Annotated in this window: 20 protein-coding genes and 1 other annotated feature; of the genes, 16 read left to right on the top strand and 4 right to left on the bottom strand. The window is 49.4% G+C overall.

All coding sequences use genetic code 11. The features are described 5' to 3' along the window. The first annotated feature begins 180 nt into the window (after positions 1-180). The 9 genes from hemA (at position 181) to KNO79_RS09460 (ending at position 10,536) form a co-directional block, all read left to right on the top strand. Positions 181-1,527, top strand: coding sequence for a glutamyl-tRNA reductase (gene hemA, locus KNO79_RS09500; protein ID WP_074037529.1), 1,347 nt, complete (start codon positions 181-183; stop codon positions 1,525-1,527). Between the two features lie 52 nt (positions 1,528-1,579). Beyond that, positions 1,580-2,497 carry a hydroxymethylbilane synthase gene (gene hemC, locus KNO79_RS09495; protein ID WP_074037527.1) on the top strand — a complete coding sequence of 306 codons (918 nt, stop codon included), beginning with the start codon at positions 1,580-1,582 and terminating at the stop codon, positions 2,495-2,497. A 25-nt stretch (positions 2,498-2,522) separates the two neighbouring features. After that, the gene (locus KNO79_RS09490) at positions 2,523-3,155 is read left to right on the top strand and encodes a uroporphyrinogen-III synthase (protein ID WP_074037526.1); all 633 of its coding nucleotides are present in this window, start codon (positions 2,523-2,525) and stop codon (positions 3,153-3,155) included. Beyond that, on the top strand, positions 3,152-4,132 hold the full coding sequence (hemB, locus tag KNO79_RS09485) for a porphobilinogen synthase (protein WP_214691149.1): 981 nt from the start codon (positions 3,152-3,154) through the stop codon (positions 4,130-4,132). The genes KNO79_RS09490 and hemB overlap by 4 nt, the downstream gene beginning before the upstream one ends. Further along, positions 4,129-5,433, top strand: a complete 1,305-nt coding sequence (gene hemL / locus KNO79_RS09480; protein ID WP_031421390.1) for a glutamate-1-semialdehyde 2,1-aminomutase — start codon at positions 4,129-4,131, stop codon at positions 5,431-5,433. Before hemB ends, hemL begins: the two co-directional genes overlap by 4 nt. A gap of 47 nt (positions 5,434-5,480) precedes the next feature. Beyond that, positions 5,481-5,702 (top strand) — a binding site (T-box leader). 58 nt (positions 5,703-5,760) lie between these two features. After that, on the top strand, positions 5,761-8,412 hold the full coding sequence (locus tag KNO79_RS09475; protein ID WP_214691148.1) for a valine--tRNA ligase: 2,652 nt from the start codon (positions 5,761-5,763) through the stop codon (positions 8,410-8,412). A gap of 94 nt (positions 8,413-8,506) precedes the next feature. Next, a complete protein-coding gene (locus KNO79_RS09470; RefSeq protein ID WP_074037520.1) occupies positions 8,507-9,271 on the top strand; it encodes a hypothetical protein in 765 nt (254 codons plus the stop codon). Between the two features lie 46 nt (positions 9,272-9,317). Next, a complete protein-coding gene (locus KNO79_RS09465) occupies positions 9,318-9,764 on the top strand; it encodes a GNAT family N-acetyltransferase (RefSeq protein ID WP_084543101.1) in 447 nt (148 codons plus the stop codon). 424 nt (positions 9,765-10,188) lie between these two features. Beyond that, the gene (locus tag KNO79_RS09460; protein WP_196430421.1) at positions 10,189-10,536 is read left to right on the top strand and encodes a short-chain dehydrogenase; all 348 of its coding nucleotides are present in this window, start codon (positions 10,189-10,191) and stop codon (positions 10,534-10,536) included. A gap of 60 nt (positions 10,537-10,596) precedes the next feature. Here KNO79_RS09460 and KNO79_RS09455 read toward each other — a convergent pair whose 3' ends face one another. Beyond that, entirely contained in the window at positions 10,597-12,033 is a 1,437-nt protein-coding gene (locus KNO79_RS09455; RefSeq protein ID WP_214691147.1) for a protein adenylyltransferase SelO, read from the bottom strand. Positions 12,034-12,142: 109 nt separating this feature from the next. Here KNO79_RS09455 and KNO79_RS09450 point away from each other — a divergent pair, with 109 nt between their 5' ends. From KNO79_RS09450 to KNO79_RS09440, 3 genes are all read left to right on the top strand, one after another. After that, complete coding sequence (locus KNO79_RS09450; RefSeq protein ID WP_214691146.1) at positions 12,143-13,345, top strand: bifunctional folylpolyglutamate synthase/dihydrofolate synthase; 1,203 nt, start codon at positions 12,143-12,145, stop codon at positions 13,343-13,345. A 92-nt stretch (positions 13,346-13,437) separates the two neighbouring features. After that, the gene (locus KNO79_RS09445; RefSeq protein WP_251125227.1) at positions 13,438-17,172 is read left to right on the top strand and encodes a DUF5057 domain-containing protein; all 3,735 of its coding nucleotides are present in this window, start codon (positions 13,438-13,440) and stop codon (positions 17,170-17,172) included. Positions 17,173-17,197: 25 nt separating this feature from the next. Continuing rightward, positions 17,198-17,839 (top strand): hypothetical protein, encoded by a 642-nt coding sequence (locus KNO79_RS09440; RefSeq protein ID WP_214691145.1) that lies wholly within the window; start codon positions 17,198-17,200, stop codon positions 17,837-17,839. Positions 17,840-17,886: 47 nt separating this feature from the next. Here KNO79_RS09440 and KNO79_RS09435 read toward each other — a convergent pair whose 3' ends face one another. From KNO79_RS09435 to KNO79_RS09425, 3 genes are read right to left on the bottom strand one after another with little or no spacing between them, the layout of a single operon-like run. Continuing rightward, positions 17,887-19,536, bottom strand: coding sequence for a hypothetical protein (locus tag KNO79_RS09435; protein WP_214691144.1), 1,650 nt, complete (start codon positions 19,534-19,536; stop codon positions 17,887-17,889). Between the two features lie 16 nt (positions 19,537-19,552). Continuing rightward, positions 19,553-20,116, bottom strand: coding sequence for a prepilin-type N-terminal cleavage/methylation domain-containing protein (locus KNO79_RS09430; protein ID WP_235439549.1), 564 nt, complete (start codon positions 20,114-20,116; stop codon positions 19,553-19,555). Next, positions 20,064-20,519, bottom strand: a complete 456-nt coding sequence (locus KNO79_RS09425; protein WP_047795513.1) for a type IV pilus modification PilV family protein — start codon at positions 20,517-20,519, stop codon at positions 20,064-20,066. Before KNO79_RS09425 ends, KNO79_RS09430 begins: the two co-directional genes overlap by 53 nt. Positions 20,520-20,676: 157 nt before the next feature. Here KNO79_RS09425 and KNO79_RS09420 point away from each other — a divergent pair, with 157 nt between their 5' ends. The 4 genes from KNO79_RS09420 to KNO79_RS09405 are packed head-to-tail and all read left to right on the top strand — an operon-like array spanning position 20,677 to position 24,880. Then, positions 20,677-21,891: a G5 domain-containing protein gene (locus KNO79_RS09420; RefSeq protein ID WP_214691143.1), complete on the top strand. Its 1,215-nt coding sequence runs from the start codon at positions 20,677-20,679 to the stop codon at positions 21,889-21,891. Then, entirely contained in the window at positions 21,888-22,178 is a 291-nt protein-coding gene (locus tag KNO79_RS09415) for a hypothetical protein (RefSeq protein ID WP_047795511.1), read from the top strand. Before KNO79_RS09420 ends, KNO79_RS09415 begins: the two co-directional genes overlap by 4 nt. Before the next feature lies 1 nt (position 22,179). Continuing rightward, a complete protein-coding gene (locus KNO79_RS09410) occupies positions 22,180-23,850 on the top strand; it encodes a GspE/PulE family protein (protein ID WP_214691142.1) in 1,671 nt (556 codons plus the stop codon). Then, positions 23,843-24,880 (top strand): type IV pilus twitching motility protein PilT, encoded by a 1,038-nt coding sequence (locus tag KNO79_RS09405; RefSeq protein WP_031421415.1) that lies wholly within the window; start codon positions 23,843-23,845, stop codon positions 24,878-24,880. The genes KNO79_RS09410 and KNO79_RS09405 overlap by 8 nt, the downstream gene beginning before the upstream one ends. Positions 24,881-24,882 lie beyond the last annotated feature (2 nt).

The raw sequence follows: 24,882 nt of genomic DNA, 5'->3' as shown, positions 1-24,882 counted from the left end.
AAGGGTAGGAATGGAGTTTCGCCATTTCTACTTCTTTTTGTCACAAAAAGTTCTTATTTTATTTCAGGAAAATCAAACAGAAGATTATAGTTACCAGATAAGAACTGTTATAATGTACGGTAGAGATTGAAAAAAAGAAGAGACAACCGTCGGTGGATTTTAGATGAGGGGAAGAGATACATGCATATTGTCGTAGTTGGACTAAATAACAAGACAGCCCCTGTCGCGATTCGGGAGCAGTTCTCGTTTGGGGAGCAAGAAATCGTGGATGCGATGATTGCACTTCGCGAAGAGAAGAGCATTTTCGAGTCGGTTATTTTGTCTACGTGTAACCGGACGGAGCTGTACGTCGTGACAGATCAACTCCATACTGGACGTTATTACACGAAACGTTTCTTGGCGAACTGGTTCAACCTAGAGATGGAGCAGTTCACACCATACTTGTCGATTCGAGAAGGGGAAGAGGCGATTCGCCACTTGTTCCGTGTCACTTCGGGCCTCGACTCGATGATCATCGGGGAAACACAAATTTTAGGTCAAGTGAAGACGAGTTTCTTCCGTGCCCAGGAGCATGGAACGACAGGAACGGTCTTCAACAAATTATTCAAAGAAGCGGTCACACTCGCCAAGCGCGCCCATACGGACACGCAAATTGGGGAAATGTCTGTATCGGTCAGTTCGGCTGCCGTGACGCTCGCACAAGAGATGTATCAACAGCTTGAAGACAAACAAGTCGTCGTCGTCGGAGCCGGTGAGACGGGTGAATTGACGACACTCAACTTATTTGAAGCAGGTGCGAAACAAATCGCTGTCTTCAACCGGACGGAGAGCAAAGCAAAAGCTGTAGCGGATAAGTTCAAAGGCCGTGCCCATTCGATTCGTGAAATCGCATGTGGATTACTTGATGCAGATATTTTGATTAGTTCGACCGGGGCGAAGGATGCCGTCATTGGATACGACGATGTAGCGGCTGCACAGTTGTTGCGCCGCGAACGTCCGCTTCTTCTCATTGACATCGCTGTGCCGCGAGATATCGATCCAGCGGTCGCGACACTTCCGGGTGTGCATTTGTTCGATGTCGATGATTTGAACGGAATCGTAAACAAAAATCTTGAAGCGCGTCTCGTCGAGGCTGAAAAGATTGAAATGAAAATCGATGAAGCGATTCAAGAGTTCCAAACATGGCTCATCACGCTTGGTGTCGTGCCAATCATGAACGAGTTGCGTGCTCGTGCCCTTGATATTCAAGAAGATACGATGACGAGTCTTGAGCGTAAGCTCGACCATTTGTCAGCACGAGACAAGAAAGTCATCGGGAAGCACATGAAGTCGATCATCAATCAAATGCTTCGTGACCCAATTGACTACATTAAAGATGCAGCGGCTCAACCGGATGCGAACGTTCGAATCGCTCAATTCATCGAGACGTTCGGACTTGATGTCGAGTTGCCGGAACAACCTGTAGACGAAGTGGAAGAAACAGATGCCACTTCTGCCAAAGCACCACTTCGCGCATTGATGCGCTAACAAGACAAAAAGGCGACGCGTGTCGCCTTTTTCTATGAAGGAGAGATTGAACATGCGGAAAATCATTGTCGGCTCACGCCGTTCCCAACTCGCCATGACTCAAACAAAATGGGTCATCGAGCAGTTGAAGCAAGCTGGAGCAAAGAACGAGTTCGAGATTAAAGAAATCGTGACGAAAGGTGACCAAATCGTCGACGTGCAATTGTCGAAAGTCGGTGGGAAAGGGTTGTTCGTCAAAGAGATTCAACAACAGATGCTCGATGGGGACATCGATTTCGCCGTACACAGCATGAAAGACGTTCCGGCCGAACTACCAGAAGAACTCTATATTAGCTGCATGCCGAAACGTGTCGATGCGCGTGACGTCCTCATCTGTGAGAACGGCTACACGTTCGAGACGCTTCCAAAAGGTTCGATTGTCGGAACGAGCTCACTCCGTCGTGGTGCTCAAATCTTGGCAGCCCGTCCTGACCTTGAGATTCAATGGATTCGTGGAAACATCGACACGCGTCTGAAGAAGTTAGACTCCGAGAACTACAATGCCATCTTGCTCGCGAAAGCAGGACTCGAGCGGATGGGATGGACGGATCGTGTCGATTTTGAAGCGCTCGACCCGGACGTCATGGTACCGGCTGTCGGCCAGGGCGTACTCGCCATCGAGAGCCGCAAGGACGATGCAGAAGTGACAGCAGTGCTTCAATTGTTGCATGATGATGTGACGGCGAAAGCGGCTACAGCAGAGCGCACCTTCTTAAAAGCGATCGAAGGAAGTTGTCACGTACCGGTCGGCGGTTATGCGACGGTCGACGGTGACGACGTGACACTGACAGGTCTCATCGCGTCAGTGGACGGGAAAGAAGTGCTTCGCGTGACGAAAACGTCAACGGACGGAATCGCACTCGGAATGGACGTCGCAGAAGAATTGCTCGGTCGTGGCGGGCGTGAAATCCTCGCCTCGGTCAATGAGTGACGTTTGGTACACGGGAACGAAACGAATGACCGCTTCGCAACGGGCACGGCTCGAGGCGAGCGGTCTTTCCGTTCATCATGTCCCGCTCATTCAAACGAGAGAGACGTATACACCGCCACCCGTGGAACGATTCGATTGGCTCGTCGTCACGAGTCAAAACGCGGTGCAAGCCCTTCGGAATCTGACGCGTGACGTCAAGGTCGCCGCTGTCGGAGAGAAGACGAAGCGGGCGCTTGAAGCGGAGGGCTTTACCGTCTCACTCATGCCGGAGACGTATACGGGTGAGGCGCTTTTTGAGCAGTTATCTGACGTTGTTTCGACCGATGATGTCGTCTTGTTTGCACGTGGCAATTTGGCGAACATGTCGCATATGTCGATGCTGCCTTGCGTGTATGACTGGGTCGTGTATGAGACGATTCCAATCCGATTGACCTCGGCCCAACAACAACAACTCGAGACGGTGAAGGCGTTACTCGTCTTGAGTCCGTCGGCCGTCGATGCGCTCACACCACACTTGTCCCACTTCAACGGGACGTGGTACGCCATTGGCGAAGTGACCGAACGCGCCGTCCGACAAGTGTCGACATTACCGGTACGAGTGCCAGAATGTTATACTATGGATGCATTAATACAGTGTGTAGGGGAGGATTTTTCATGAACCAGTTTGACCGTCACCGTCGTCTTCGCTCATCGAAGTCGATGCGTGCCCTCGTACGTGAAAATCATGTTCGAAAAGAAGATTTGATTTACCCGCTCTTCATCATTGAAGGGACTAACATTAAACGTGAAGTCAGCTCGATGCCTGGCGTCTTCAATTATTCACTTGACCGACTCGAAGAAGAGATTAAAGAAATCGTCGACCTCGGTCTTCAATCTGTGCTTTTGTTCGGTGTGCCGGAACATAAAGACCCGGAAGGCAGCGAAGCGTATCATGACCACGGCATCGTCCAGGAAGCGATTCGTAAAGTGAAGGAGTGGGCGCCACAGCTCACGGTCATCGCCGATACGTGCCTTTGTGAGTACACGTCGACAGGTCATTGTGGTCTCGTGAGAGATGGGGACGTCGATAACGACGCATCACTTCCACTTCACGTCCAGACAGCCATTACGCAAGCACAAGCGGGTGCCGATGTCATCGCACCGAGCTCGATGATGGATGGATTCGTCGCAGCTATCCGTGAAGGTCTCGACCAAAACGGATTCAGTCACATTCCAATCATGAGCTACGGCGTCAAATATGCGTCTGCGTATTACGGACCGTTCCGTGACGCAGCCCAATCGGCTCCTGGTGAAGGCGACCGTAAAGGGTATCAGATGGACCCGGCGAACCGTCGTGAGGCGTTCCGTGAGTCACAATCGGACGTCGAACAAGGTGCCGACTTCATGATCGTCAAACCGGCTCTCGCGTTCATGGACATTATCCGTGACATGCGCGACTCACTCGATATGCCAATCGTGGCGTATAACGTGAGCGGTGAGTATGCGATGATCAAAGCCGCGTCACTCAACGACTGGGTCGATGAAGAACGCATCGTCATGGAGACGATGGTCGGATTCAAACGTGCCGGTGCCGATCTCATCGTCACGTATTTCGCAAAAGACGTCTGTCGCTACTTGGAAGGAGACTACGCATGACATACAACCAAACGCGCTCACAGGAAGCGTTCGAACAAGCTCGTCCACTCATGCCAGGCGGTGTCAACAGCCCGGTCCGTGCCTATAAATCGGTCGGGATGACGCCAATTTTCGCCGAACGTGGTGAAGGCTCACGCGTCTATGACATCGATGGCAACGAATATATCGATTACGTCCTCTCATGGGGACCACTCATCCTCGGTCACCGTGATCCGGTCGTCACGAAAGCGATCCAAGAACAAGCTGAAAAAGGCTGGACGTTCGGGACGCCGACCGAGCTTGAAACGAAGATGGCAGAACTCGTCATCGACCGTGTCCCATCGATCGAGATGGTCCGCATGGTCAACTCGGGAACGGAAGCGACGATGGCGGCACTTCGCCTCGCACGCGGCTATACCGGAAAGACAAAGATTTTGAAATTCGAAGGATGTTACCACGGACACGGTGACTCGCTTCTCATCAAAGCCGGGTCTGGCGTCGCGACGCTCGGTCTTCCAGACTCACCAGGTGTACCGAAAGAGCTCGCGAGCCATACGCTCACGGTTCCTTACAATGACTTGGACGCAGTCCGCGTCGCCTTTGAAAAATACGGTGATGATCTCGCTGGCGTCATCGTCGAACCAGCAGCAGGAAACATGGGTTTCGTGCCACCACAACCAGGGTTCCTCGAAGGACTTCGTGAGATCACGGAACAAAACGGCGCGCTCCTCATCTTTGATGAGGTCATGACGGGCTTCCGTGTCGGGTACAACTGTGCACAAGGGTACTTCGGTGTCACACCGGACCTCACATGTCTCGGAAAAGTCATCGGCGGCGGACTTCCGGTCGGTGCATACGGTGGGAAACGCGAGATCATGGAACAGATTGCACCACAAGGTCCAATCTATCAAGCAGGTACGCTCTCGGGTAACCCTCTCGCGATGATTGCCGGTTACACGACACTCTCGCAACTCAAACCTGAGCACTACGCCGAGTTCGAGCGTAAAGCAGACCGTCTCGCGGAAGGCTTCACGCAGGCTGGTGAGAAATACAACATCCCACACGACACGAACCGTGCTGGCTCGATGTTCGGTTTCTTCTTCACGAACGAGAAAGTGACGAACTTCGAGAAAGCGAAGTCGGCAAACCTCGAGATGTTCCGTTCGTACTATCAGAAGATGGCGGCGCGCGGCGTCTTCTTGCCACCGTCACAGTTCGAAGGATTGTTCCTATCGACGGCTCATACGGACGAGGATATCGAGAAGACGATCGCAGCGGTCGAGGCGACGTTCAAGGAGCTTCAAGAAGAGTTTTCACTCTAATCTTGACTGCTGACGTTTCTGTCGCTACAATTATTTAACAGATACGATGAAAAGCATTGATGAGGAGTAGTACGCATCCTCCATTCCTTTTAGAGACGCGACCGCTTGGTGAAAGGTTGCGAGGGATGGACGCGGAAGTCGCCTCGGAGCTGACTTTCTGAATGGAGTAGGAAAGTTCGGTCCATCGACCGTTATTCGATTTTGAGTGCGCCACTTTTTGGCGAACTAAGGTGGTACCGCGGAAGATCACGGCTTCTTTCGTCCTTAGCGTATAGGACGAGAGAAGCCGTTTTTGTGTTCACCAATAACATAGAGGAGGCGCTACACATGGCCCATGAGACAAATGAAATCACCATGCCGACGAAGTACGACCCAAGTGCGACGGAGTCAAAATGGTACGACTACTGGTTAGAGAACGATGTATTTAAAGCAGACGAGGACGATTCGAAACAACCGTACACGATTGTCATCCCACCACCGAACGTTACCGGGAAACTTCACCTCGGTCACGCCTGGGATACGACGCTCCAAGATTTATTGACACGCCTCAAGCGTATGCAAGGCTATGACGTGCTCTGGCTCCCAGGGATGGACCACGCCGGGATTGCGACACAAGCGAAAGTCGAGCAAAAGCTCCGTGAAGAAGGCGTCATGCGTTACGACCTCGGACGTGAAAAGTTCCTCGAGAAGACGTGGGAATGGAAAGACGAGTACGCGAAGACGATTCGCGACCAATGGTCAAAACTTGGTCTCGGTCTCGACTACTCGCGTGAGCGCTTCACACTCGACGAAGGGCTCTCAAAAGCCGTTCAAGAAGTATTCGTCCGTCTTTATGAAAAAGGCTTGATTTACCGTGGCGAATACATCGTCAACTGGGACCCGGCTCAAAAGACGGCCGTTTCAGATATCGAGGTCATTTACCAAGAAGTCGAGGGTGCATTCTATCACATGAAATACCCACTCGCTGACGGTTCGGGTCACATCGAGATCGCGACGACACGTCCCGAGACGATGCTCGGTGATACGGCGGTTGCCGTCAACCCGAAAGATGAGCGTTACACACACCTCATCGGCAAGACGATCATGCTTCCAGTCATGAACCGTGAAATCCCGATCGTTGCCGACGACTATGTCGACATGGAGTTCGGTACAGGTTGCGTGAAGATCACGCCAGCACACGACCCGAACGACTTTGAAATCGGAAACCGCCACGAGCTTCCACGCATCCTCGTCATGGATGAAGGCGGGAAGATGAACGAGAATGCTGGTAAGTACGAAGGGCTCGACCGCTTCGAATGCCGCAAGCAACTCGTCAAAGACCTTGAGGCGGACGGCACACTCGTGAAGATTGAGCCGCACACGCACTCGGTCGGTCATTCGGAACGTTCTGGCGCGGTCATCGAACCATATCTTTCGAAACAATGGTTTGTTGATATGGAGCCACTCTCGAAAGCAGCACTTGAAGCACAAGGGAACGACGATACGAAAGTCAACTTCGTCCCAGAGCGCTTCGAAGGCACATACCTCCGTTGGATGGAGAACATCCGCGACTGGTGTATCAGCCGCCAACTTTGGTGGGGCCACCGCATCCCGGCTTGGTACCATAACGAGACAGGTGAAGTATATGTAGGGAAAGAGGCGCCAGCGGACAGTGAGAACTGGACACAAGACGAAGACGTTCTTGACACATGGTTCTCGTCAGCACTCTGGCCGTTCTCAACGATGGGCTGGCCGGATACGGACGCACCGGACTTCAACCGTTACTTCCCGACGAGCGCGCTCGTCACGGGATACGACATCATCTTCTTCTGGGTATCGCGTATGATCTTCCAATCACTCGAGTTCACAGGGAAGCAACCGTTCAACGATGTCCTCATCCACGGTCTCATCCGTGACTCGGAAGGACGCAAGATGTCGAAATCTCTCGGTAACGGCGTTGACCCGATGGAAGTTATCGACCAATACGGAGCGGATTCACTCCGTTGGTTCCTCCTCACAGGTTCGACACCAGGGAACGACCTTCGTTTCTATTGGGAGAAGATCGAGTCGACATGGAACTTTGCGAACAAGATTTGGAACGCAAGTCGTTTCGCGCTCATGAACATGGATGGGCTCAAAGTCGAAGACATCGACCTCACGGGCGAGAAGACGCTTGCCGATAAGTGGATCTTGACACGCTTGAACGACACGATTGACCAAGTGACACGCCTCGTCGACAAGTACGAGTTCGGTGAAGCTGGTCGTTACTTGTACAACTTCATCTGGGAAGAGTTCTGTAACTGGTACATCGAGATGGCGAAACTCACGCTCTATGGTGAGGATGAAGCGGCGAAGCACACGACACGTTCGGTCCTCGCGCATACGCTCGATTCGATCATGCGTCTCATGCACCCATTCATGCCGTTCCTCACAGAAGAAATTTGGCAACACTTGCCGCACGAAGGCGATTCAATCGTTCGTGCAAGCTACCCGACGCGTCGTGACGATCTTCATTTCGCAGACTCGGTTCCAGCGTTTGAAGCTGTGATGAACGTCATCCGCTCGGTTCGTAACATCCGTGCCGAAGTGAACGCACCGATGTCGAAACCGATCCAGCTCTTCATCTCGACGAGTGATGATGCGACACAAGGTTACTTGAGCGCGAACGAAATGACGATCGGCAAGTTCACGAATGCGACAGAGCTTGAGATCGGACGTGGTCTCACGGCTCCGGACAAGTCGATGTCCGCGATCATGACGGGAGCGGAGCTCTTCATCCCGCTCGCAGACCTCATCAACTTCGAAGAAGAAATCGCTCGTCTTGAAAAAGAAGTGGCGAAGTATGAGAAAGAAGTCGAGCGCGTGCAGAAGAAACTCGGAAACCAAGGCTTCATCGCCAAGGCGCCGGCTCACGTCATCGACGAAGAGAAAGCAAAAGAAAAAGACTACCTCGACAAGCGTGACGCGGTCCGCGCCCGTTTGGAAGAGTTGCGTAAGTAAGACTCACACCTTCTTTGGAGATTGATTCTCTGAAGAAGGTTTTTTTGTGTTTTGGTAGAATTTGGAGAGATGGGCGTAGAAAAGGGGATATGAGATGAAGCGAATCGGGGTAATATGTGTTCTTGTGTTGGGACTAGCGGGGTGTATGACACCAAAAGAGACGAAATCTATCGAAACAGTGGATGTGATGGATGTGGAAGAGATCGAGAAGGAGAGAGTGATTGATGAATCCCAATTTCCAGACGTAGAAGTGACGGGGACGACGATTGTTGAAGTGCCAGCAGGAACGAAACAGATTTCAGATGCCGTTGTGGCACAAACGACCCTTCAATATGAAGATGGGTCGACGAGACATTTATCGAAAGATCACATTTTAACGGAGACGATGGTCGGAGGAATTGGTTTAGTTGCGATGACCGTCCCTGACCGTGAGAACCCGTTTGGCGTATTCATTTACGATGTGAGAAATGAGTGGGCGCAGCGTGGAATGCAACGTTTCGGGATTCCAGAAACATCATCAGCGTTCGTTCACGGATTAGATCTTCCTAATAAAGAGATGGAGGCCATCAGTACGGATTATTCAGGTAGCGATTGGTCGGTGAAGCTTTGGACGTTATATGACGAGACACGCCTCATCAGTATCATTGTGACGGATTCTTTCACTGAAGTAGAAGGGGAGATGTCGGAACAGCCAGAACCGTATGTTTTGGAACAATCATATGGGAACGGTTTATACTATTTATCACAAGGAAGACTGATTATCGTGACAGGAAATATCTCAGAAGAAGAGTTATTGGTACTCACTGACTCGCTACCGGAACCTTCGTCCGTATCGTTTCCGTTTCATGATCCGGAGTAAAGATGAACACGCACACTTATAGAACCGATGAAAAGGAGGGGGCCTGTTGCTCAATCGAAAGGAAATGATTCTACGAATTCGTACTGCTGAAATGAATGATGTAGCTGCACTGTCAGAATTAATGGGAGAGTTGGGATACCCGACTACAGAAAAGCAGATGGCAATCCGTTTGATGAATATTCAACAAGATTCGAATTATCACACATTTGTAGCGGTGGAAAATCAAGAAATTGTAGGGATGATTGGTTTTTTTAGAGGAGTGTCTTATGAAGTAGATGCATCCTACATTCGAATCATTGCTCTTGTAGTGAAGGCATCTCATCAAAAAAATGGGGTCGGGGCTTCTTTAGTGAATCATGTTCAAGATTGGGCACATCAACATGGCATAATGAAAATAGCGGTCAATACAGGAAATCGACGAACGGGTTCACACGTATTCTACAAAAAGATGGGCTTTGATGGAACAGGGACAGGCTATTATAAGTCCATTTAGTAGGAAATAAAGAAAGCATTTTTCAAATTCAAATTGGAGCAGAAAAAACGATGGAAGGACGTCATATATTTTGCCAATCCATGAATTCGATACATGGCATCGAGAGTTAGATTTACCAGTCTACGTATCAAATCATCCTACATATACGAAGGTTCATGACGAATTGATCCAGGAATTGATGGAGGCGTGTTCGATTGTACGTACCTACTATCATTCATACAATCGCTTTCGGTTTGGATTGTGTTATCACGGCATAACCATTATCCCAAACGAATCTTTGCCACATCTTTATGAGATTGTCATAGAATCACAATCTTTCATTCATGCCGAGGAGTTGAATGACTTGGCAACCCTCATTCTCTCAGCTCAACGCGAAGGAAAGGATGTAGTTCATTTTGGTATATAAAGATATGGGGGGAGTATTGTGTCTTATTATCACGAATTTGGAATAATCGATTCCATTCATGGGGAAGAGCTTCATGTGCAGTATATGCCGGAAAGATACGGATGTGTTGTGGTGGATGGGGAAGAAGTGGAGCAATGGATTGAACAGTTAAGTGACATGCGCACATTCTTTCACTCATATCATTGTCCTGGCCATGGATTGGATGAGTGCGGCATTACATTGATTCCGCATGCATCTTTATCATTCTTTTTTGAAGTTGTGTTGAATAGAATGAACAATCAGGCAACTTCGGAATTGGGGCAGCTGATTATAAAAATTATCAAGGCGCGAGATGAAGGGAAAGATATGATTCATTTTGGTCTTTGAATTAAAATGTAATGTAAAACAATCCCTCGAACAGATTGAAGTGTTCGAGGGATTGTTTCATCACGTGCCACAAAACGTTTGATACGGATACATTCGTGGTGGACCTGCCGATACATATTCAGCCGGTTTGTCGTAGTTATATGGGTCACGCAAAATGGTGAGTAACGCCTCGGTCGGACCGAAGTCACCGCGTTCTGCTGCTTGAATCGCTTTTTCGACATGATGATTTCGGGGAATGACGGCCGGGTTATATTGGCGCATGATTCGACTGACGTCCTCGTCCGGGAGACCTTGCTCACTCAAACGTTTCTGCCAAGCGTCAATCCACGCCTTCCCATTTTCCCGGGTTGAGAATGGGAGAGATTCAATCTCACCAAGCGTCAGCGAGCGGAACGTATTCGTATAATCTGCCTCCGTCTCCATCATCAAGCGGAGCAGTTCATCCGCTAGCTCATCGTCACCATCTTTTCGAACGAATAAGCCAATCTTATGTGCGAGTCCGGTAAAGTACGCTTCTTTATACAACTCGGTATAACGGGTGAGTTGCTTGTTCGCCACATCAACCGCTTCTTCTTTCGTTTCGCCAAGTAGCGGCAGCAACGTCTCCGCCAGTCGGGCGAGGTTCCAAGACCCGATATATGGTTGATTCGCATAGGCGTAACGTCCCTCTCGGTCGATCGAGCTGAAGACCGTCTCCGGATGATACGTGTCCAAGAACGCGCATGGTCCGTAATCTAGACCTTCTCCGCTGATGAACATATTGTCCGTATTCATCACCCCATGAATGAACCCGATGAGTTGCCAGTTGGCAATCAGTCTCGCCTGTCTTTCGACGACGCGTCCGAGGAATTGTTCATAGCGATTCGTTGCATCGATCAAGTCTGGATCGTGTCGTTTGATTGCTACTTCAGTAAGAGCGATGACGTCATCGATGGAGCCGGCGCCTGCTGCGAATTGGAATGTTCCGACACGAAGATGACTTGAGGCGACCCGAGTCAGGATCGCTCCATGCTTCGGACCTTGACGCATGATGGCCTCCCCTGTCTGAACGACGGCGAGCGCCCGGTTCGTCGGAATGCCGAGGGCGTGCATCGCTTCGCTGATGATGAACTCGCGTACCATCGGCCCGAGTGCGGCTCGTCCGTCGCCACCTCTAGAATACTCCGTCGGTCCGGATCCCTTCAGTTGCACATCGACACGCTTCTTGTTCGGAGTCACATGTTCCCCGAGCATGAGGGCGCGTCCGTCCCCGAGCATCGTCAAGTTGCCGAATTGGTGTCCAGCGTATGCTTGTGAGAAAGACGTCTCTGTTTGACGATTGCCGGCAAGTAAATCGATATCTTGTTTGAGACTTTGCGCATCAAGGCCGAGCGAAGCGGCTAATGCATCGTTAAACAAGACGAGTGTCGGATTGTCGACCGGATGGATGGGTCCGCGGTCGTAAAAGATGTCACGTAGTTCGAGGTACGTCGCCTCGAAGTTCCAGTCAGTTGTCATGGCGCATGCCTCCTTCTTCGCTTCGAGTATAGCACAGACTGTTTTCCATAACGGCTGTCGTGAATTTTGATAAGATGAAACAGAAGTGTAAACAGTAGGAGTGTGGAAGATGAAGACGAGACAAGATGTATTCGATTGGTTGAGTGGACAGCTTCGCTTCGGGATCAAACCGGGTCTTGAGCGGATGAGCTGGATGATTGAGCAATTAGGGTTAGAAGAACGCCGATCCATCCATGTGGCCGGGACGAACGGAAAAGGGTCGACCGTCGCGTTTTTACGGGCGATGGCGATGGAGAACGGCTTATCTGTCGGCACATTCACCTCCCCTTATATCATTCAGTTCGAGGAGCGGATCATGTTGAACGGGGAACCGATTCCTGAAGACGCGCTCATCGACGTGGCGAACCGTGTCAAAGCTCGTGCGGACGAGGCGCCAGAGACGCTGACGGAGTTTGAGCTATTGACGATGATGGCATGGTGCTATTTTGATGACACACGTCCTGACTTGATCATTTGGGAAGTCGGTCTCGGGGGACGACTTGATTCGACCAATGTGTTGACGCATCCACTTGCGACCATTGTCACGTCAATTGGACATGACCATCAAGGCATTCTCGGCGATACGCTTGAAGAGATTGCACAAGAGAAATACGGCATCATGAAACGCGATGTCCCGATGTTTCATAGTATTGGTGAGGAACGATTGGTTGAGTTGTTGCATCAAAAAGGGGACGATGTAGGTTCTTCCATTCATGATGTTCGTCCACTCGTGAAGAAAATTGTGGACGGGGCAGACACAGTTGTGACGTATGAGAATATGCCATCTGTCGTGCTCGGATTGACAGGACATCATCAAGCGTATAACGGGGCGTGTGCCGTGGCGGTGGCGCGTCACCTCGGTTGGCGCGATGACGCCATCCAAAAAGGGCTCGAGCGAGCACAACATCCGGGGCGGTATGAGCTCGTCTCCAAACGACCGCGTATCATTTTAGACGGGGCACATAATCCGGAAGGCATCGAAGCCTTGGTTTTACAAGCCAAATATGAGACAGACGTGACAGTGTTGACGGCGATTTTAGAAGATAAAGACCGTAACAAGATGATTCACGCGCTTCAAGAAATTGGAGACGTTTACGAAACGACATTTGACTTTCCGCGTGCTAGAACGAAAGCACAACTAGAGAAAGATGGGGCGCGCTTTGTCGAATGGAAAGCATGGCTACAGAATTGGGTCGAGTCGCCGACAAGCGAGACGTTGATTGTGACCGGGTCTCTTTATTTCATCAGTGAAGTGAGACGTTTCCTAAGCTAAAACATTTACCTGATGTCAAAGAAATAGATGTATATTTTTTCAAGTGGGTGGGATAATTAGTAGTGAAGACTAAAAATAGGGAGGACTATTCATTGCGTAAACTCATGCAATACATAGCGGTTCTCGTATTAATCATATCCATTATTCCACAGAGAGTAGTTGCGGAGACCAATCAACCGATTTTAAACGTGTTGATTCTTCGTGATGCTTTTACTGCTTCGAAAGTACTTTCAGTGACTGAATACAATAATGCGGTGAATTCGTATCGTGCTTCACTGAATGTAAATACTGCAAAAGTGAATGCGCAATTCATGACAATTAAACAATTTAACGCATCCCGTTTTCCGATGACAGGTGCATTCGATGCGGTCATGATTGGGAGCAGTCCTTTAACTGAGAAATATAAAAATGGGACGCTTGTCGTCAACTCGAAAAATCATGACACGACAAATCAATTGAACGATTTGACAGAATTGAAAGCTACGGAACTATTCAATACAGTTGTCCGTGTCGGCTTGCCGCTTCTGATGCATGAGGATGCTGCGAACGGCGATACACAGTTAAAACGCTTGGCAGCCTATCAACGTGATTATGCGAACGTGAAAGTCTTTAATCGAAATGATCAACAGAATGTCGATCGTGAGATGGCGCAGCAGTTGAATCAACTCACCATTTCCCGTCCGAGATTTCAATCAACTGAAGTGAAGTACAACAATCAGTCGATTAGCAATCAGACGATTCAAGTAAAAGATGGTGTCCGTCATCCAATCAACTTTGCCTATACTTTATCGCAACCACCAACTCCTTCGGCATTCGTAGAATTGTATATCGATTACGACCATAACGATCGATTTGATGCGGATGAAAAAGTCATTGAGCAACAGGCAAAAGAATCGGGAACGCTCAATTTCACATTATCGCGTCCGACGTTTAGCGGACCGAAGAACTGGATGCTCGTCGTCAAGGATTCGTTGACAGGTCGAGCGGATTATCGTAAGGGGAGTATTCTTTACCTCGATGAAAAAGTGAAAGCGAACATCTTACAGCTCACTGCAGGAACCGGCACGAACGGAAGAATTTCAAGCTATTTATCTAATATGTTAGTAGACCCGTCTGGGAATTATGAATTCAATTTAACGGACGGTACAACGAGTCAGTTTGAGGGTGGTACTTATGATCAGGCATTACTCAATAACGACTACGATATGCTGATCTTTGGTTTCCAAGATTCGTACAACGTTTATGGAAGCATGAATGTTGCGGCCACTGCGAAAGTCAAACGTTTCAGTGAAACAGGACAAGGCGTCATGTTGACGCACGATACGATTTTCCGTACGAATAGTTCATCATCGCCTACGTCCGAGTGGGAACGTCAATTTGTGAATGCCAATCCTTCACTGAATATCTCAGGGCAAAAAATGTACACGAACATGGGATTTGGTGCTCCTGAAACAACCAATAAGGCAGTCAAGGTACAGGATGGGATTTTCACTTCTTATCCGTATCGCCTCGACGATTCGATTAAAAATATCTCAAATACCCATAACCAATATTTCACTCTCGATTTGAATGATCCGGATGTGACGCCTTGGTACAACCTGTATTCAACAGGTGGAAATCGTGTATATGGAGATGCAAACAACCATTACTATACGTATACAAAAAACAATTTCACCTACTCCGGTGCTGGGCACACAAACAAGTTTTCGGTAGAAGATGAGAAGAAAATCTTCATCAATACGATGTATCGCGCCTTTATCGGAGCGAATCATAAACCTTACAACGTGATTGAGTCCGTCAGTGATTCAAACCAGTCCTATACTTCTGCTGATTTAAAAGCCGGGTCTGTAGAAGTGACTGCGGGACAAGATGTCAAATTGATGTGGCGGCCGAGCGATTATGACTTCCAAGACTTGTTCCTCAATTCAACAATCACGTATAACGGTAAACAGGTCGCATTCGATAACTTACGCAACTACGAAGTTAAAGAGTTTACGATTCCGGCAGCGGATGTTGTCGCAGATCGGCCGATTGAAGTGAAAATCGAGACGTCCGATCAACGGAATGCGAAGGTGATCGATACGTTCACCATCAACGTCAAACGTGCGGAGAATGTTTCCGACTTGATTCAAGTGTCCCGTTCGATTGACCCGTCGACAATCAACTTGTACGAAACGGGAACGATTCACTATCAAGTTCAATATCCGGAACGTTTCGATCGATTGCCGAATCAGTTGGGCGATAAGTTTTTACGAGTGGATTCAACCTCTTTCTCAGAAAAACTGCCAAGTCAACTCGAAGTCGTGGCGATTCGTGACACGAACGGAAATGAATATCCTGTCACGAAGCCGAATGAAATCAAGTTACAGTTGAAGCCGGACTTGTACTATGAACGAAATGGGAACACGAACATTTTCCTCCCGAACGATAGTGGAGACCGGACCATGAAGTTTGAAGTAGTCGTCCGAGCCATCGAGCCTTCTGCCTCACTCATCCAGTTGAAAAAAGCGGATAACCAATTAACGACGTTAATTGAGTATTCGAAGAAGCAAGATCACATTTTAGATAAACTCAACGACTGGGATAAGGAATTAGAGGTTCAATCATCGTTCCCAGACTTGCTGATCAATATCGGGGCGCCGTATGCGTATGAAGCGAAGATTCCTGACGTCACCTTACAAATTGGGGCACAGCAAATTGTGAGTCCGACCATCACGGATGCGAAAGGAAACACCTTTACGAACCCGAAATGGAGTAGCTTGAAGTGGGAAATCGTCGATGCGAGCGGTGTCGCGAGACTCGTCACGCAAGGGAACAATGCGATTGTGACCGGTTTGAAAACAGGAACTGCGAAGTTGCGATTGACAATCGATCCGGGCGATAAGAGACCCCTTGTCGTAGCGGAGTCGAAAGTCAATGTAATCAGTCCGCCTGAGCAACTTACTATTCAGTCGAAAGAGTTGTATGTCGGTCAAACGACTACGGTCACACCAAAAATCATGCCCGAAACAGCTCAATACAAGTCGGTTCGCTATGTCGTCGAATCTGGGGATAGTGTGAAGTTTGAACAAGTTGGCAACAACTTGAACATCATTGGACTGAAACCGGGTACGACTCAGTTTAAGGCGACTGTGGATGTCGGTGACCTCTTCGGTGGCTTGAATATCGCTACTCCGAGCACCGTCTTTAGCATCCAAGTCAAGGCACCATCCTTGAGCCAAACACCGAGCCAACTCGACCTTTGGGTATGGGATAGTTTGGATGAAGAAAAACGCGTGAACGAAGTCGCCTCGATTCAAGTGACCTCAACACCAACCGTATCCATTCCGTTTGAACGAATCGGGTCCATCCCATCTGCTTTGACGGTGACACAAAGTGCGACAGGATATGAATTACGTGCCAACCATGGTTACGGAAATAATGGTGTCGTGACTGACATTCCAATTCAGACGACATTCGATGACAGTGCGTTACGAAACATTCGTTCGAACACGTCGATTGTCCGTGTCAACGAATATCCGAACCAATTGATGTCAAAAGACATGACAATCAATATTGGTGAAGGGACGGCACCACGACTACCTCTCCTTGAGTACTGGCCTACGACTTCGACTTGGCGTGACTATCGCATGGAGATTGTATCCGGCGAAGAATATGTTCAAGTGAGTGGATCAGGAAAAGAGTTGATTCCTGTGAAACCTGGTGTGGCGAAAGTGGAAGTCTACACGACGCTTCCGGCTGGAAAACCGTTTGAAGCCGTGAAGGATACGTTTTATGTACGCATCATCCAAACGAATGCCTCGGGACAGGATGATGACCGTTATTAAGTGAATGGCAGAAAGTTGGCGAATGATGAATCGCAAGCGAATAATGATTGGCATCACCGGATTGATTCTCGTCATCGGATTGGGAGGGCTCCTGTACTGGAGTCAATCCCAACCTGAGCTCTCGCAGTTATCCGGTGACGATTTAGTAAAAGAAGTGAGTCAACGCTCTTCGGTGACAGAAGAAGAATTGACAGATTTACAGGCAAGGGAAGAATGGGAGGCCGTCCGACTTGTTTTAGAGGACCAAAAAGTTGTGCCGACAGCCGAGCAATTCGCCACAGCAGTGACGCTCGCACCTCTAGACGTGATTGAAGCATACTTCGAGCAAGGGATTGACCCGTTCGAGGAAGTGGAAGGGATTCCCGTTATCACACCATTGTTCAGTGCGAACGGCAGTCCGGATCAATGGAAGCTGGCGATGCGTTATGTTGAAGACGATCGACTTCTCGGCATCGCGGTCGACTCGTTGAACCTTGATGCGGTCAAAGAACTCCTCGGACAAGGCTATATGATTCAAGATACCGAATCGGTGTTATTGCAGCCGGTCCGTCACAATCAGGTCGAGTTGACGCAACTGCTTCTTGATAACGGCGCGCAATGGACGAAAGCGATGGAACAGACGGCCAAAGACTACAACTCGGACCTCATTTTAAAGATGGGGAACTAAAAAAATCGGCTTCTTCTCAATCAGAGAGGAAGCCGATTTTTTTGAATTCATTTCAATTGAACCGGATGACTGACGAAGAATTGAAGTTGATTCGTGACCGGTAATGTTTCAAGTTGATTGAACACGGAATCGTTATACGTCAGTTTTAATCGAGACTTTTCGGCCTCGTGAGCTGGAACTTGACGGTCGAAGTTCTTTGCTGGGCTTAAGTCATTCCCACCGTTAAACGTCCCACGGAAGACGTTCACTTCGAGTGGTCCTTTACTGTACAGACCTCCGTTGACTTCGAGAATAGATCCGACCGCATACACATAGGTCGGTTCGTTCGAGTCACTATACATGAACGCCTGGAGCGTCGTCGGAGTGTCATCAAACTCGTTGATTCGGTTCAACAGAATCTTTCCTTTGGATAACAGGATGAGTGAGTTCCCTTTGTCTGCATCAATCGGAAGAATATTGGCTCGGTCGATGAACGTATCACCGAGCGTGTAGACTGTCGAACTGAAGGAGACGTTCCCTTTAATGGTCAAGTCACCACGTACGATCAGTGGCCGTGCAATCGTCAGCTTCTCGAGTGATTCAATGACGACGTCCCCGTCGAAAAGAAGCGGGGCATTCGACTCGGTGATGGATTCCGTGACATACATGGCGCGATCCGAAATGGCATCCGGTAATGTCACGATGGTCGGGTCGGTGAGTGCGTTGTAGGCATCCGCCCGTAAGTACGAAGTCGGGCGTTCGATAATCGAGGTCCCATCTTCCGAGAGCACGCGCTCGAGTTCGAACACTTGATTGGTCGAGCGAATCAGGCCTTCTTCAAAGATTTTTGAATCGACGTCATTTGTGTATGCGAGCGGTGTGTCGAGTCGTCGATTTAAAAATTCGATGATTGAGTAGTCGTATTGGAATGGAGAAAAGCGACTCGGGGACACCCCGGCGTCCGCCTTCTCGCCAGCTTGTTCCGTACCTACCGTGAAGTAGTTCTCTTGCTGGCAACTCAAGCAATCGCTCAATTCGACTAAATCGATTCGGCCATTCAAGTGAAGACGACTAGAATCGACATTTTCAATCTGCTTCGCCACACCATCCAATTGGAAGTTCGCTTGACGTATGAAAGCGAGAGGACCACCTGAATAGATATTTCCTTGAATCGTCGGCATGCCGTTCACGTCCAACTGTTGGTCGGACCCGAGGACGTAGTATAAAAAGGACGGGAGAGCCGTCAAGTATAAGTCTTGCGTGTATTCAACGGTAAGCATCGGTTGTTCCGGATTCACTTGTCGCGATGCCGTGACGTTCACTTGGAGAATCGTCGTGAACGGCGCCGTCTGAATGGCGGTATCCGTAGCATCTTTCTTCAGCTCGATGGAATAGCGGACCTCACTATCCGTAGTCAATGCCGTGAACGGTTCGTCACTGACGATGAGCGACTGAACCTTGCTTTGGAATGCCGCTTCCGATTCCATATGAGTCGGGACTTCCGCTTCTCCGTGAAGCGGGAACTGGGTCCGAACCTCATCGGCGATGAGGCGAAGTGCGCTTTTCGCATCTTCATTCAGTTGAGTATCTTCAGTACGGATGACCGTCAATTTATTCGACGCCAAGTTGACTTGCATGGCGGCGAGCGAGAGGACGGCGAGAGCCGCCATCGTCACGAGAACAAGCACGAGGACATATCCGTCTTCACGTTTTCGCATCAGGATGCCTCCTTTCTTAGAATGGGATGGAGCTTTCAAATGTCGTAACAGAATCGGGATTGTTTGATTGAGTCAAATCCATCTCGATTTCGATGAGTCCACCGGTCATGTAAGTCGGGCGTCTCGGATCGAACACGGGATCTTTTAACTGGATGGTCATCCGTTCGACTGTGATTTGTGGATTAGAAGGCGTAAACGAATCCTCTGAGAGAACCAAGTCGGTCGGGACGTATCCCGCCTCCCGATAAATCATTCCGGCTTCCGATATGTCTGGAGCGGACAATCGATAAAATTGAAACGAGCCGTCCACTTCCGTCACGGCGTCGAATTCGGTCCGGTTCACGTCAGAGAGCACGGAGGCAATCAAATAGTCGGCCTCGCTTCGAAGGTCACTCGTCTCGTTCGTCATTTGAAAACCGAGCGTTCCAGTGATAAAGGCCGTAATAATGACGCCACTTAAAATCGAAGCGACGACGACTGTGACGAGCAACTCGACGAGCGTGAAGCCGTCTTCACGTTTCTCCATCTCAGTCAGTTGTCGGGACAGCCGTTTCAGGGAACGGTTCGCGCAATGTCGCATTCGAAATGACTCCTTTCAAGGTGACGGGCGTTTGCAAACGGTCGGTCGTCACCGAAATTTCAACTTCAATTGTATGTCCGGGTGAAGTGGACAGCGATTGAATGGTTGCGATATACGTATCCCCATGGATTCGGGTATCTTCGCAGAAGTCGCACGTCGAGCTGATCCCGTCCCGATTCAACAATTGACGCAGTTCGAGCGGTTCATCAACGGACGCGGCCCGTCGATTTAAAGTATGTAACGTGTTTTGCGCCACTTGGTTCGCAATCGTTTGATTGAGGCTGTCGTGTGTCGTCTTCAAACTTTGGCTGAAAATCGAAAGTAAAGAGAATGAGACAATTGAAAGAACAACGATGGAGACGAGCACTTCGACGAGCGTAAAACCTTTTTCGGAATGCGACAAGACATTGACCTCCTATTCAAAAAAAGTAAAACAATCGGAAAATAACGTATGCAATACTGAATTAAATGTTATTTTTTGTACAATACATATTATACTAAAGTTATACGCTGAACGGATATATAGAATAGAAGTCGGATTAGACACGGGGGGATTTTACATGAAGCGGTATGGGATGCATCTTATCATTTTGATTGGACTCGTCGTACTCGTGACATTACCGACGATTGGACTCGTCAATTACTTAGATGCGTCTGCTGAGTCGAGTGCTACATACAAAAAAGATACGACGGTCGCAGGTGTCGACGTATCAGGGATGACGAAAGAAGAAGCGGACGTTCGTCTCGATAATGCGATTAAAGATTTTAATACGACACCCTTTTCAATCAATTTGATGGATGGGACGGTCATGGAGATTGGAAAAGAAGTCGTGACGTTCGATGTATCGAATACGTTAGACTCCATTAAAGATACAGGTGACTATCCACTGTTGACATCCGTAGATGAAACGAAAGTCGATCCTTATCTCGAAGGTCAACCCGTCACGCTGACGATGATTGCCCCGGCGTTGATGGATGCCGCATCGATGTTGGAGTCATCTGTGACATTAGAGCAAGTCGCGGCAGAAAATGAAGTCGTCGCCTCGTTCACTGTGAGCCCGACACCGGCTATGCAGTCAGCCCTTGATCGAATGAACGGATTCGAGATGGCAGCGGGAGACATCTTTAGTCTCAAATCGTTCGGAGAAGATTACGAAGCGCTCACGACACTAGGGTCTTCATTCTATCGCTTATTTGCGGCGACACCGTTCGCCATTCTCGAACGTGTGCCTCACGAAACACTTCCTTCCGGGGTGGAGCTAGGCTATGACACGAAAGTAGATGAGCGCTCGAACTTTGCTGTTCAAAACCGAGAAGACACATCATATGCCATCCTCGTCTTGAATGAAGGGGGTTCTGTGACGGTTCAATTGCTCGGTCAACCGTTTGACGCCGCTTTCGAAGCGAGAGTTGAAGAAGTGAAGACGGTACCGCATCAAAAAGTCGTGCGCTTCTCATCTTCGCTCCCGTCAGGCAGTTCATCGGTCACCCAGTCAGGTCAAGATGGACAGTCAGGTAAGCTCTACCGGGTCACTGTGACTGAAGAAGGGGAGACGTTGGAATTACTCGGGTTTGATTTTTATGCACCGACACCGGAAATCGTGACGAAGAGTTCCGTTCCACTTCCGCCACCGGATCCGGTCGAACCGGTCATCCCGACATTCCCGGATGAGGACGAGGAAGAAGACCCGTTCCCGAATGATTCGAACGACGACCCATTTGAGGCAGAACCGCCCGTATTAGAAGAACCTGCAGAAGAGGAGGCAGTGGGATGATCGGCTATTTGATTTTACTCGGCTTTTGGGTACTCGCCACATTGACACTGTTCGCTTTATCCGTTCCGATGACGAGAAAACGTGAAACGAAGCTTGTCATCAGCCTGTGGACTGCCCTTCTGTCTGGTGGCGTCTATTTGATGGTAGAAGAATCACTCGTTCAAACATGGTGGGCATGGGTGATTCTTATCGTTGCATTGATTGGAGGGGTGGCTGCAAGCGTCTTTGTCGAAGAACGGAACGACAAGACCGAGCAGGAGGAGGCTCCTCAAAGGATGGTGAAGTAACGTGAGACGAACGAAACGAAGATTAGGTGAGATGCTCATCGAGGCTGCGCTCATTACGACGAGTCAGCTCGATGAGGCGCTTGAACAGAAGCGTCCCGGAGAAAAACTAGGGGATGCTTTAATTCGACTAAACCATATTACCGAGACACAGTTGATTCAAATGATTCACGAACAGCTGCATGTGCCGATCATTGAGTTGTACTCCTACGACATCAATGTGACGGTCACGAAGCTCGTACCGAAAGCGTTGGCACAAAAGCACGATATCATGCCATTTGAATTAAACGGGAATACGCTTCATGTCGCGACGGCCGACCCACTCGATCTCATTGCCATTGATGACGTCCGTCTTCAGACCGGGATGAACATCGAGATCGGAATCGCCACGAGAGAGCAGATTCGAAAGACAATCAGTCGTTACTACGAGATGGACCACTCCCTCGTCGAAATTTTGAAAGAGGATGCTCCCGAAATCGAACGACAAGAAACAATCAGTCGAGACGATGCACCGATTATCCGCCTCGTGAACCAATTGTTCTTAAGCGCAATCGACCAACGTGCATCGGACATCCATTTCGATCCACATGAGAAGCAACTCCACGTCCGTTTTCGAATTGATGGGGACTTGCGTACCGAGACGGTCTATCCGAAAAAGATTCAGAGCGTCATGCTGACGCGTCTCAAAGTCATGAGTAACCTCGACATCACAGAAAGTCGTCTGCCACAAGATGGACGGATCAAGTACACGCTACGCAATCGCGCCTATGATTTCCGCGTCTCGACGCTCCCGACGATGTATGGAGAGAAAATCGTTATTCGGGTCCTCGACTCATCTCAAGGACTGACCGATTTGACGAAACTCGGATTTGGCGAACGAAACGAACAGGCGTACCGTGACATGCTGAAACGTCCGAATGGAATTATCTTGATCACCGGTCCGACCGGTTCAGGGAAATCCTCGACATTGTATGCTTCGTTAAAAGAACTGAATGATGAGACGAAAAACATCATTACGGTAGAAGACCCGGTCGAGTATCAACTTGACGGCATCAACCAGGTTCAGGTCAACTCGAAAGTCGGCTTGACGTTCGCGTCAGGGCTTCGTTCGATTTTACGTCAAGACCCGAACATCGTCATGGTCGGAGAGATTCGAGACACGGAGACAGCTGAGATTGCCATTCGTGCCTCGCTCACCGGTCACCTTGTGTTGTCAACGCTACATACGAATTCAGCAATCAGCTCCATCACCCGTCTCGTCGATATGGGGGTTGAGCCGTTCCTCGTCGCCGCTTCGACGACGGGACTCGTGGCACAACGACTCGTTCGACGCGTCTGTCGTGACTGCGGTCAAGTCGAACCGGTATCGAAGAGTGAACGTAGCCTGTTCGACGCAGAGGGTGTACACATCGACCACATCGTTCGAGGAAAAGGATGCTCGTCATGCAACTTCACAGGGTACCGTGGGCGCCTCGCCATTCACGAAGTCATCCCGATTGATGAAGGCTTGCGCCGGATGATCATGAACCAGGCGACCGAGTCTGAGATGGTCGACTATGCCAAGTCACAAGGAGCGACATTCCTGCTTGAGGACGGATTAGAAAAAGTCGCCGCCGGTTTGACGACGACCGAGGAAATATTACGAACGGTCATTACGGAGAATGCTTATGATTAATCAATCGATCGAAACCATCTTGACGAATGCGGTCGAGAAACGTGCCTCGGATATTCATCTGACAGCCGGTTCTCCTCCGATCATTCGAGTAGACGGGAGTCTTATTACGATGGGCGAGGAGAAGGTGTTGCCGCACCATCTCGAAGGATATTTAAAAGAAATCATGACCGACGATATGCGCGAACGTCTCGAGCATGAACGAGATCTTGATTTCTCGTTCGGCGTCCCACGTGTCTCCCGTTTCCGGGTCAACGCCTATTATCAACGAGGCACGATTGCCATCGCGTTCCGGTCCATTTCCGGGGAAATCCCGACCTTGAACGAACTCAATCTGCCGACGGTACTGAAGCGTCTGATTGAGAAACCACATGGTCTCATCTTGGTCACGGGTCCGACGGGTTCAGGGAAATCGACGACGCTCGCGGCGATGATTCATGAAATCAATCGGACGCAGCGAAAACGAATCATCACACTAGAAGATCCGATCGAGTATTTACATTCCCACGACCAAAGTATTGTCGACCAACGGGAAATCGGCTCTGACGTCATGAAATTTGTGAGTGGTCTAAGGGCCGCCTTACGGCAAGACCCTGACGTCATTCTGCTCGGGGAGATGCGTGACTTGGAGACCATCTCGACGGCGATGACCGCTGCAGAGACGGGGCACCTCGTCATGGCAACGCTCCATACATCGAGTGCGATGTCGACGGTGAGTCGAATCATCGACGCGTTCCCAGCTGAGCAACAGGACCAAATCCGGACACAACTCGCGAACGTCTTACTCGGTGTCGTGAGTCAACGGTTATTTCCAAGGATTGATGTGCCGAAAGGACGCGTCGCCGCCATGGAAATCATGTTAGGGAATCCGGCTGTTGCCAACTTGATTCGAAATGAAAAAGAGTTCCAGTTGCCGACCGTCATCCAGACGAGTCGCCAGCACGGGATGCAGTCGATGGATGCTGCCATCGAACAACTTGTTCGGCAAGGGATCATCAATCCGAACGCCGTCCCGACAGAAGAGATGAGGTGATG

The organism is Exiguobacterium sp. s43, from assembly GCF_018617255.1.
Taxonomy (GTDB): domain Bacteria; phylum Bacillota; class Bacilli; order Exiguobacteriales; family Exiguobacteriaceae; genus Exiguobacterium; species Exiguobacterium profundum.
Note: the sequence above shows the minus strand (reverse complement) of the source record. Positions and strands in the feature narration are given on the sequence as shown.

Excerpts from the sequence above, each read along its gene's own strand:
- KNO79_RS09490 (WP_074037526.1), top strand. The coding sequence starts at position 2,523 with ATGACCGCTTCGCAACGGGCACGGCTCGAGGCGAGCGGTCTTTCCGTT.
- KNO79_RS09430 (WP_235439549.1), bottom strand. The coding sequence starts at position 20,116 with ATGCGACATTGCGCGAACCGTTCCCTGAAACGGCTGTCCCGACAACTG.
- KNO79_RS09450 (WP_214691146.1), top strand. The coding sequence starts at position 12,143 with ATGAAGACGAGACAAGATGTATTCGATTGGTTGAGTGGACAGCTTCGC.
- KNO79_RS09475 (WP_214691148.1), top strand. The coding sequence starts at position 5,761 with ATGGCCCATGAGACAAATGAAATCACCATGCCGACGAAGTACGACCCA.
- KNO79_RS09435 (WP_214691144.1), bottom strand. The coding sequence starts at position 19,536 with ATGCGAAAACGTGAAGACGGATATGTCCTCGTGCTTGTTCTCGTGACG.
- KNO79_RS09415 (WP_047795511.1), top strand. The coding sequence starts at position 21,888 with ATGATCGGCTATTTGATTTTACTCGGCTTTTGGGTACTCGCCACATTG.
- hemL (WP_031421390.1), top strand. The coding sequence starts at position 4,129 with ATGACATACAACCAAACGCGCTCACAGGAAGCGTTCGAACAAGCTCGT.
- KNO79_RS09440 (WP_214691145.1), top strand. The coding sequence starts at position 17,198 with ATGAATCGCAAGCGAATAATGATTGGCATCACCGGATTGATTCTCGTC.
- hemB (WP_214691149.1), top strand. The coding sequence starts at position 3,152 with ATGAACCAGTTTGACCGTCACCGTCGTCTTCGCTCATCGAAGTCGATG.
- KNO79_RS09405 (WP_031421415.1), top strand. The coding sequence starts at position 23,843 with ATGATTAATCAATCGATCGAAACCATCTTGACGAATGCGGTCGAGAAA.
- hemC (WP_074037527.1), top strand. The coding sequence starts at position 1,580 with ATGCGGAAAATCATTGTCGGCTCACGCCGTTCCCAACTCGCCATGACT.
- hemA (WP_074037529.1), top strand. The coding sequence starts at position 181 with ATGCATATTGTCGTAGTTGGACTAAATAACAAGACAGCCCCTGTCGCG.
- KNO79_RS09420 (WP_214691143.1), top strand. The coding sequence starts at position 20,677 with ATGAAGCGGTATGGGATGCATCTTATCATTTTGATTGGACTCGTCGTA.
- KNO79_RS09455 (WP_214691147.1), bottom strand. The coding sequence starts at position 12,033 with ATGACAACTGACTGGAACTTCGAGGCGACGTACCTCGAACTACGTGAC.
- KNO79_RS09470 (WP_074037520.1), top strand. The coding sequence starts at position 8,507 with ATGAAGCGAATCGGGGTAATATGTGTTCTTGTGTTGGGACTAGCGGGG.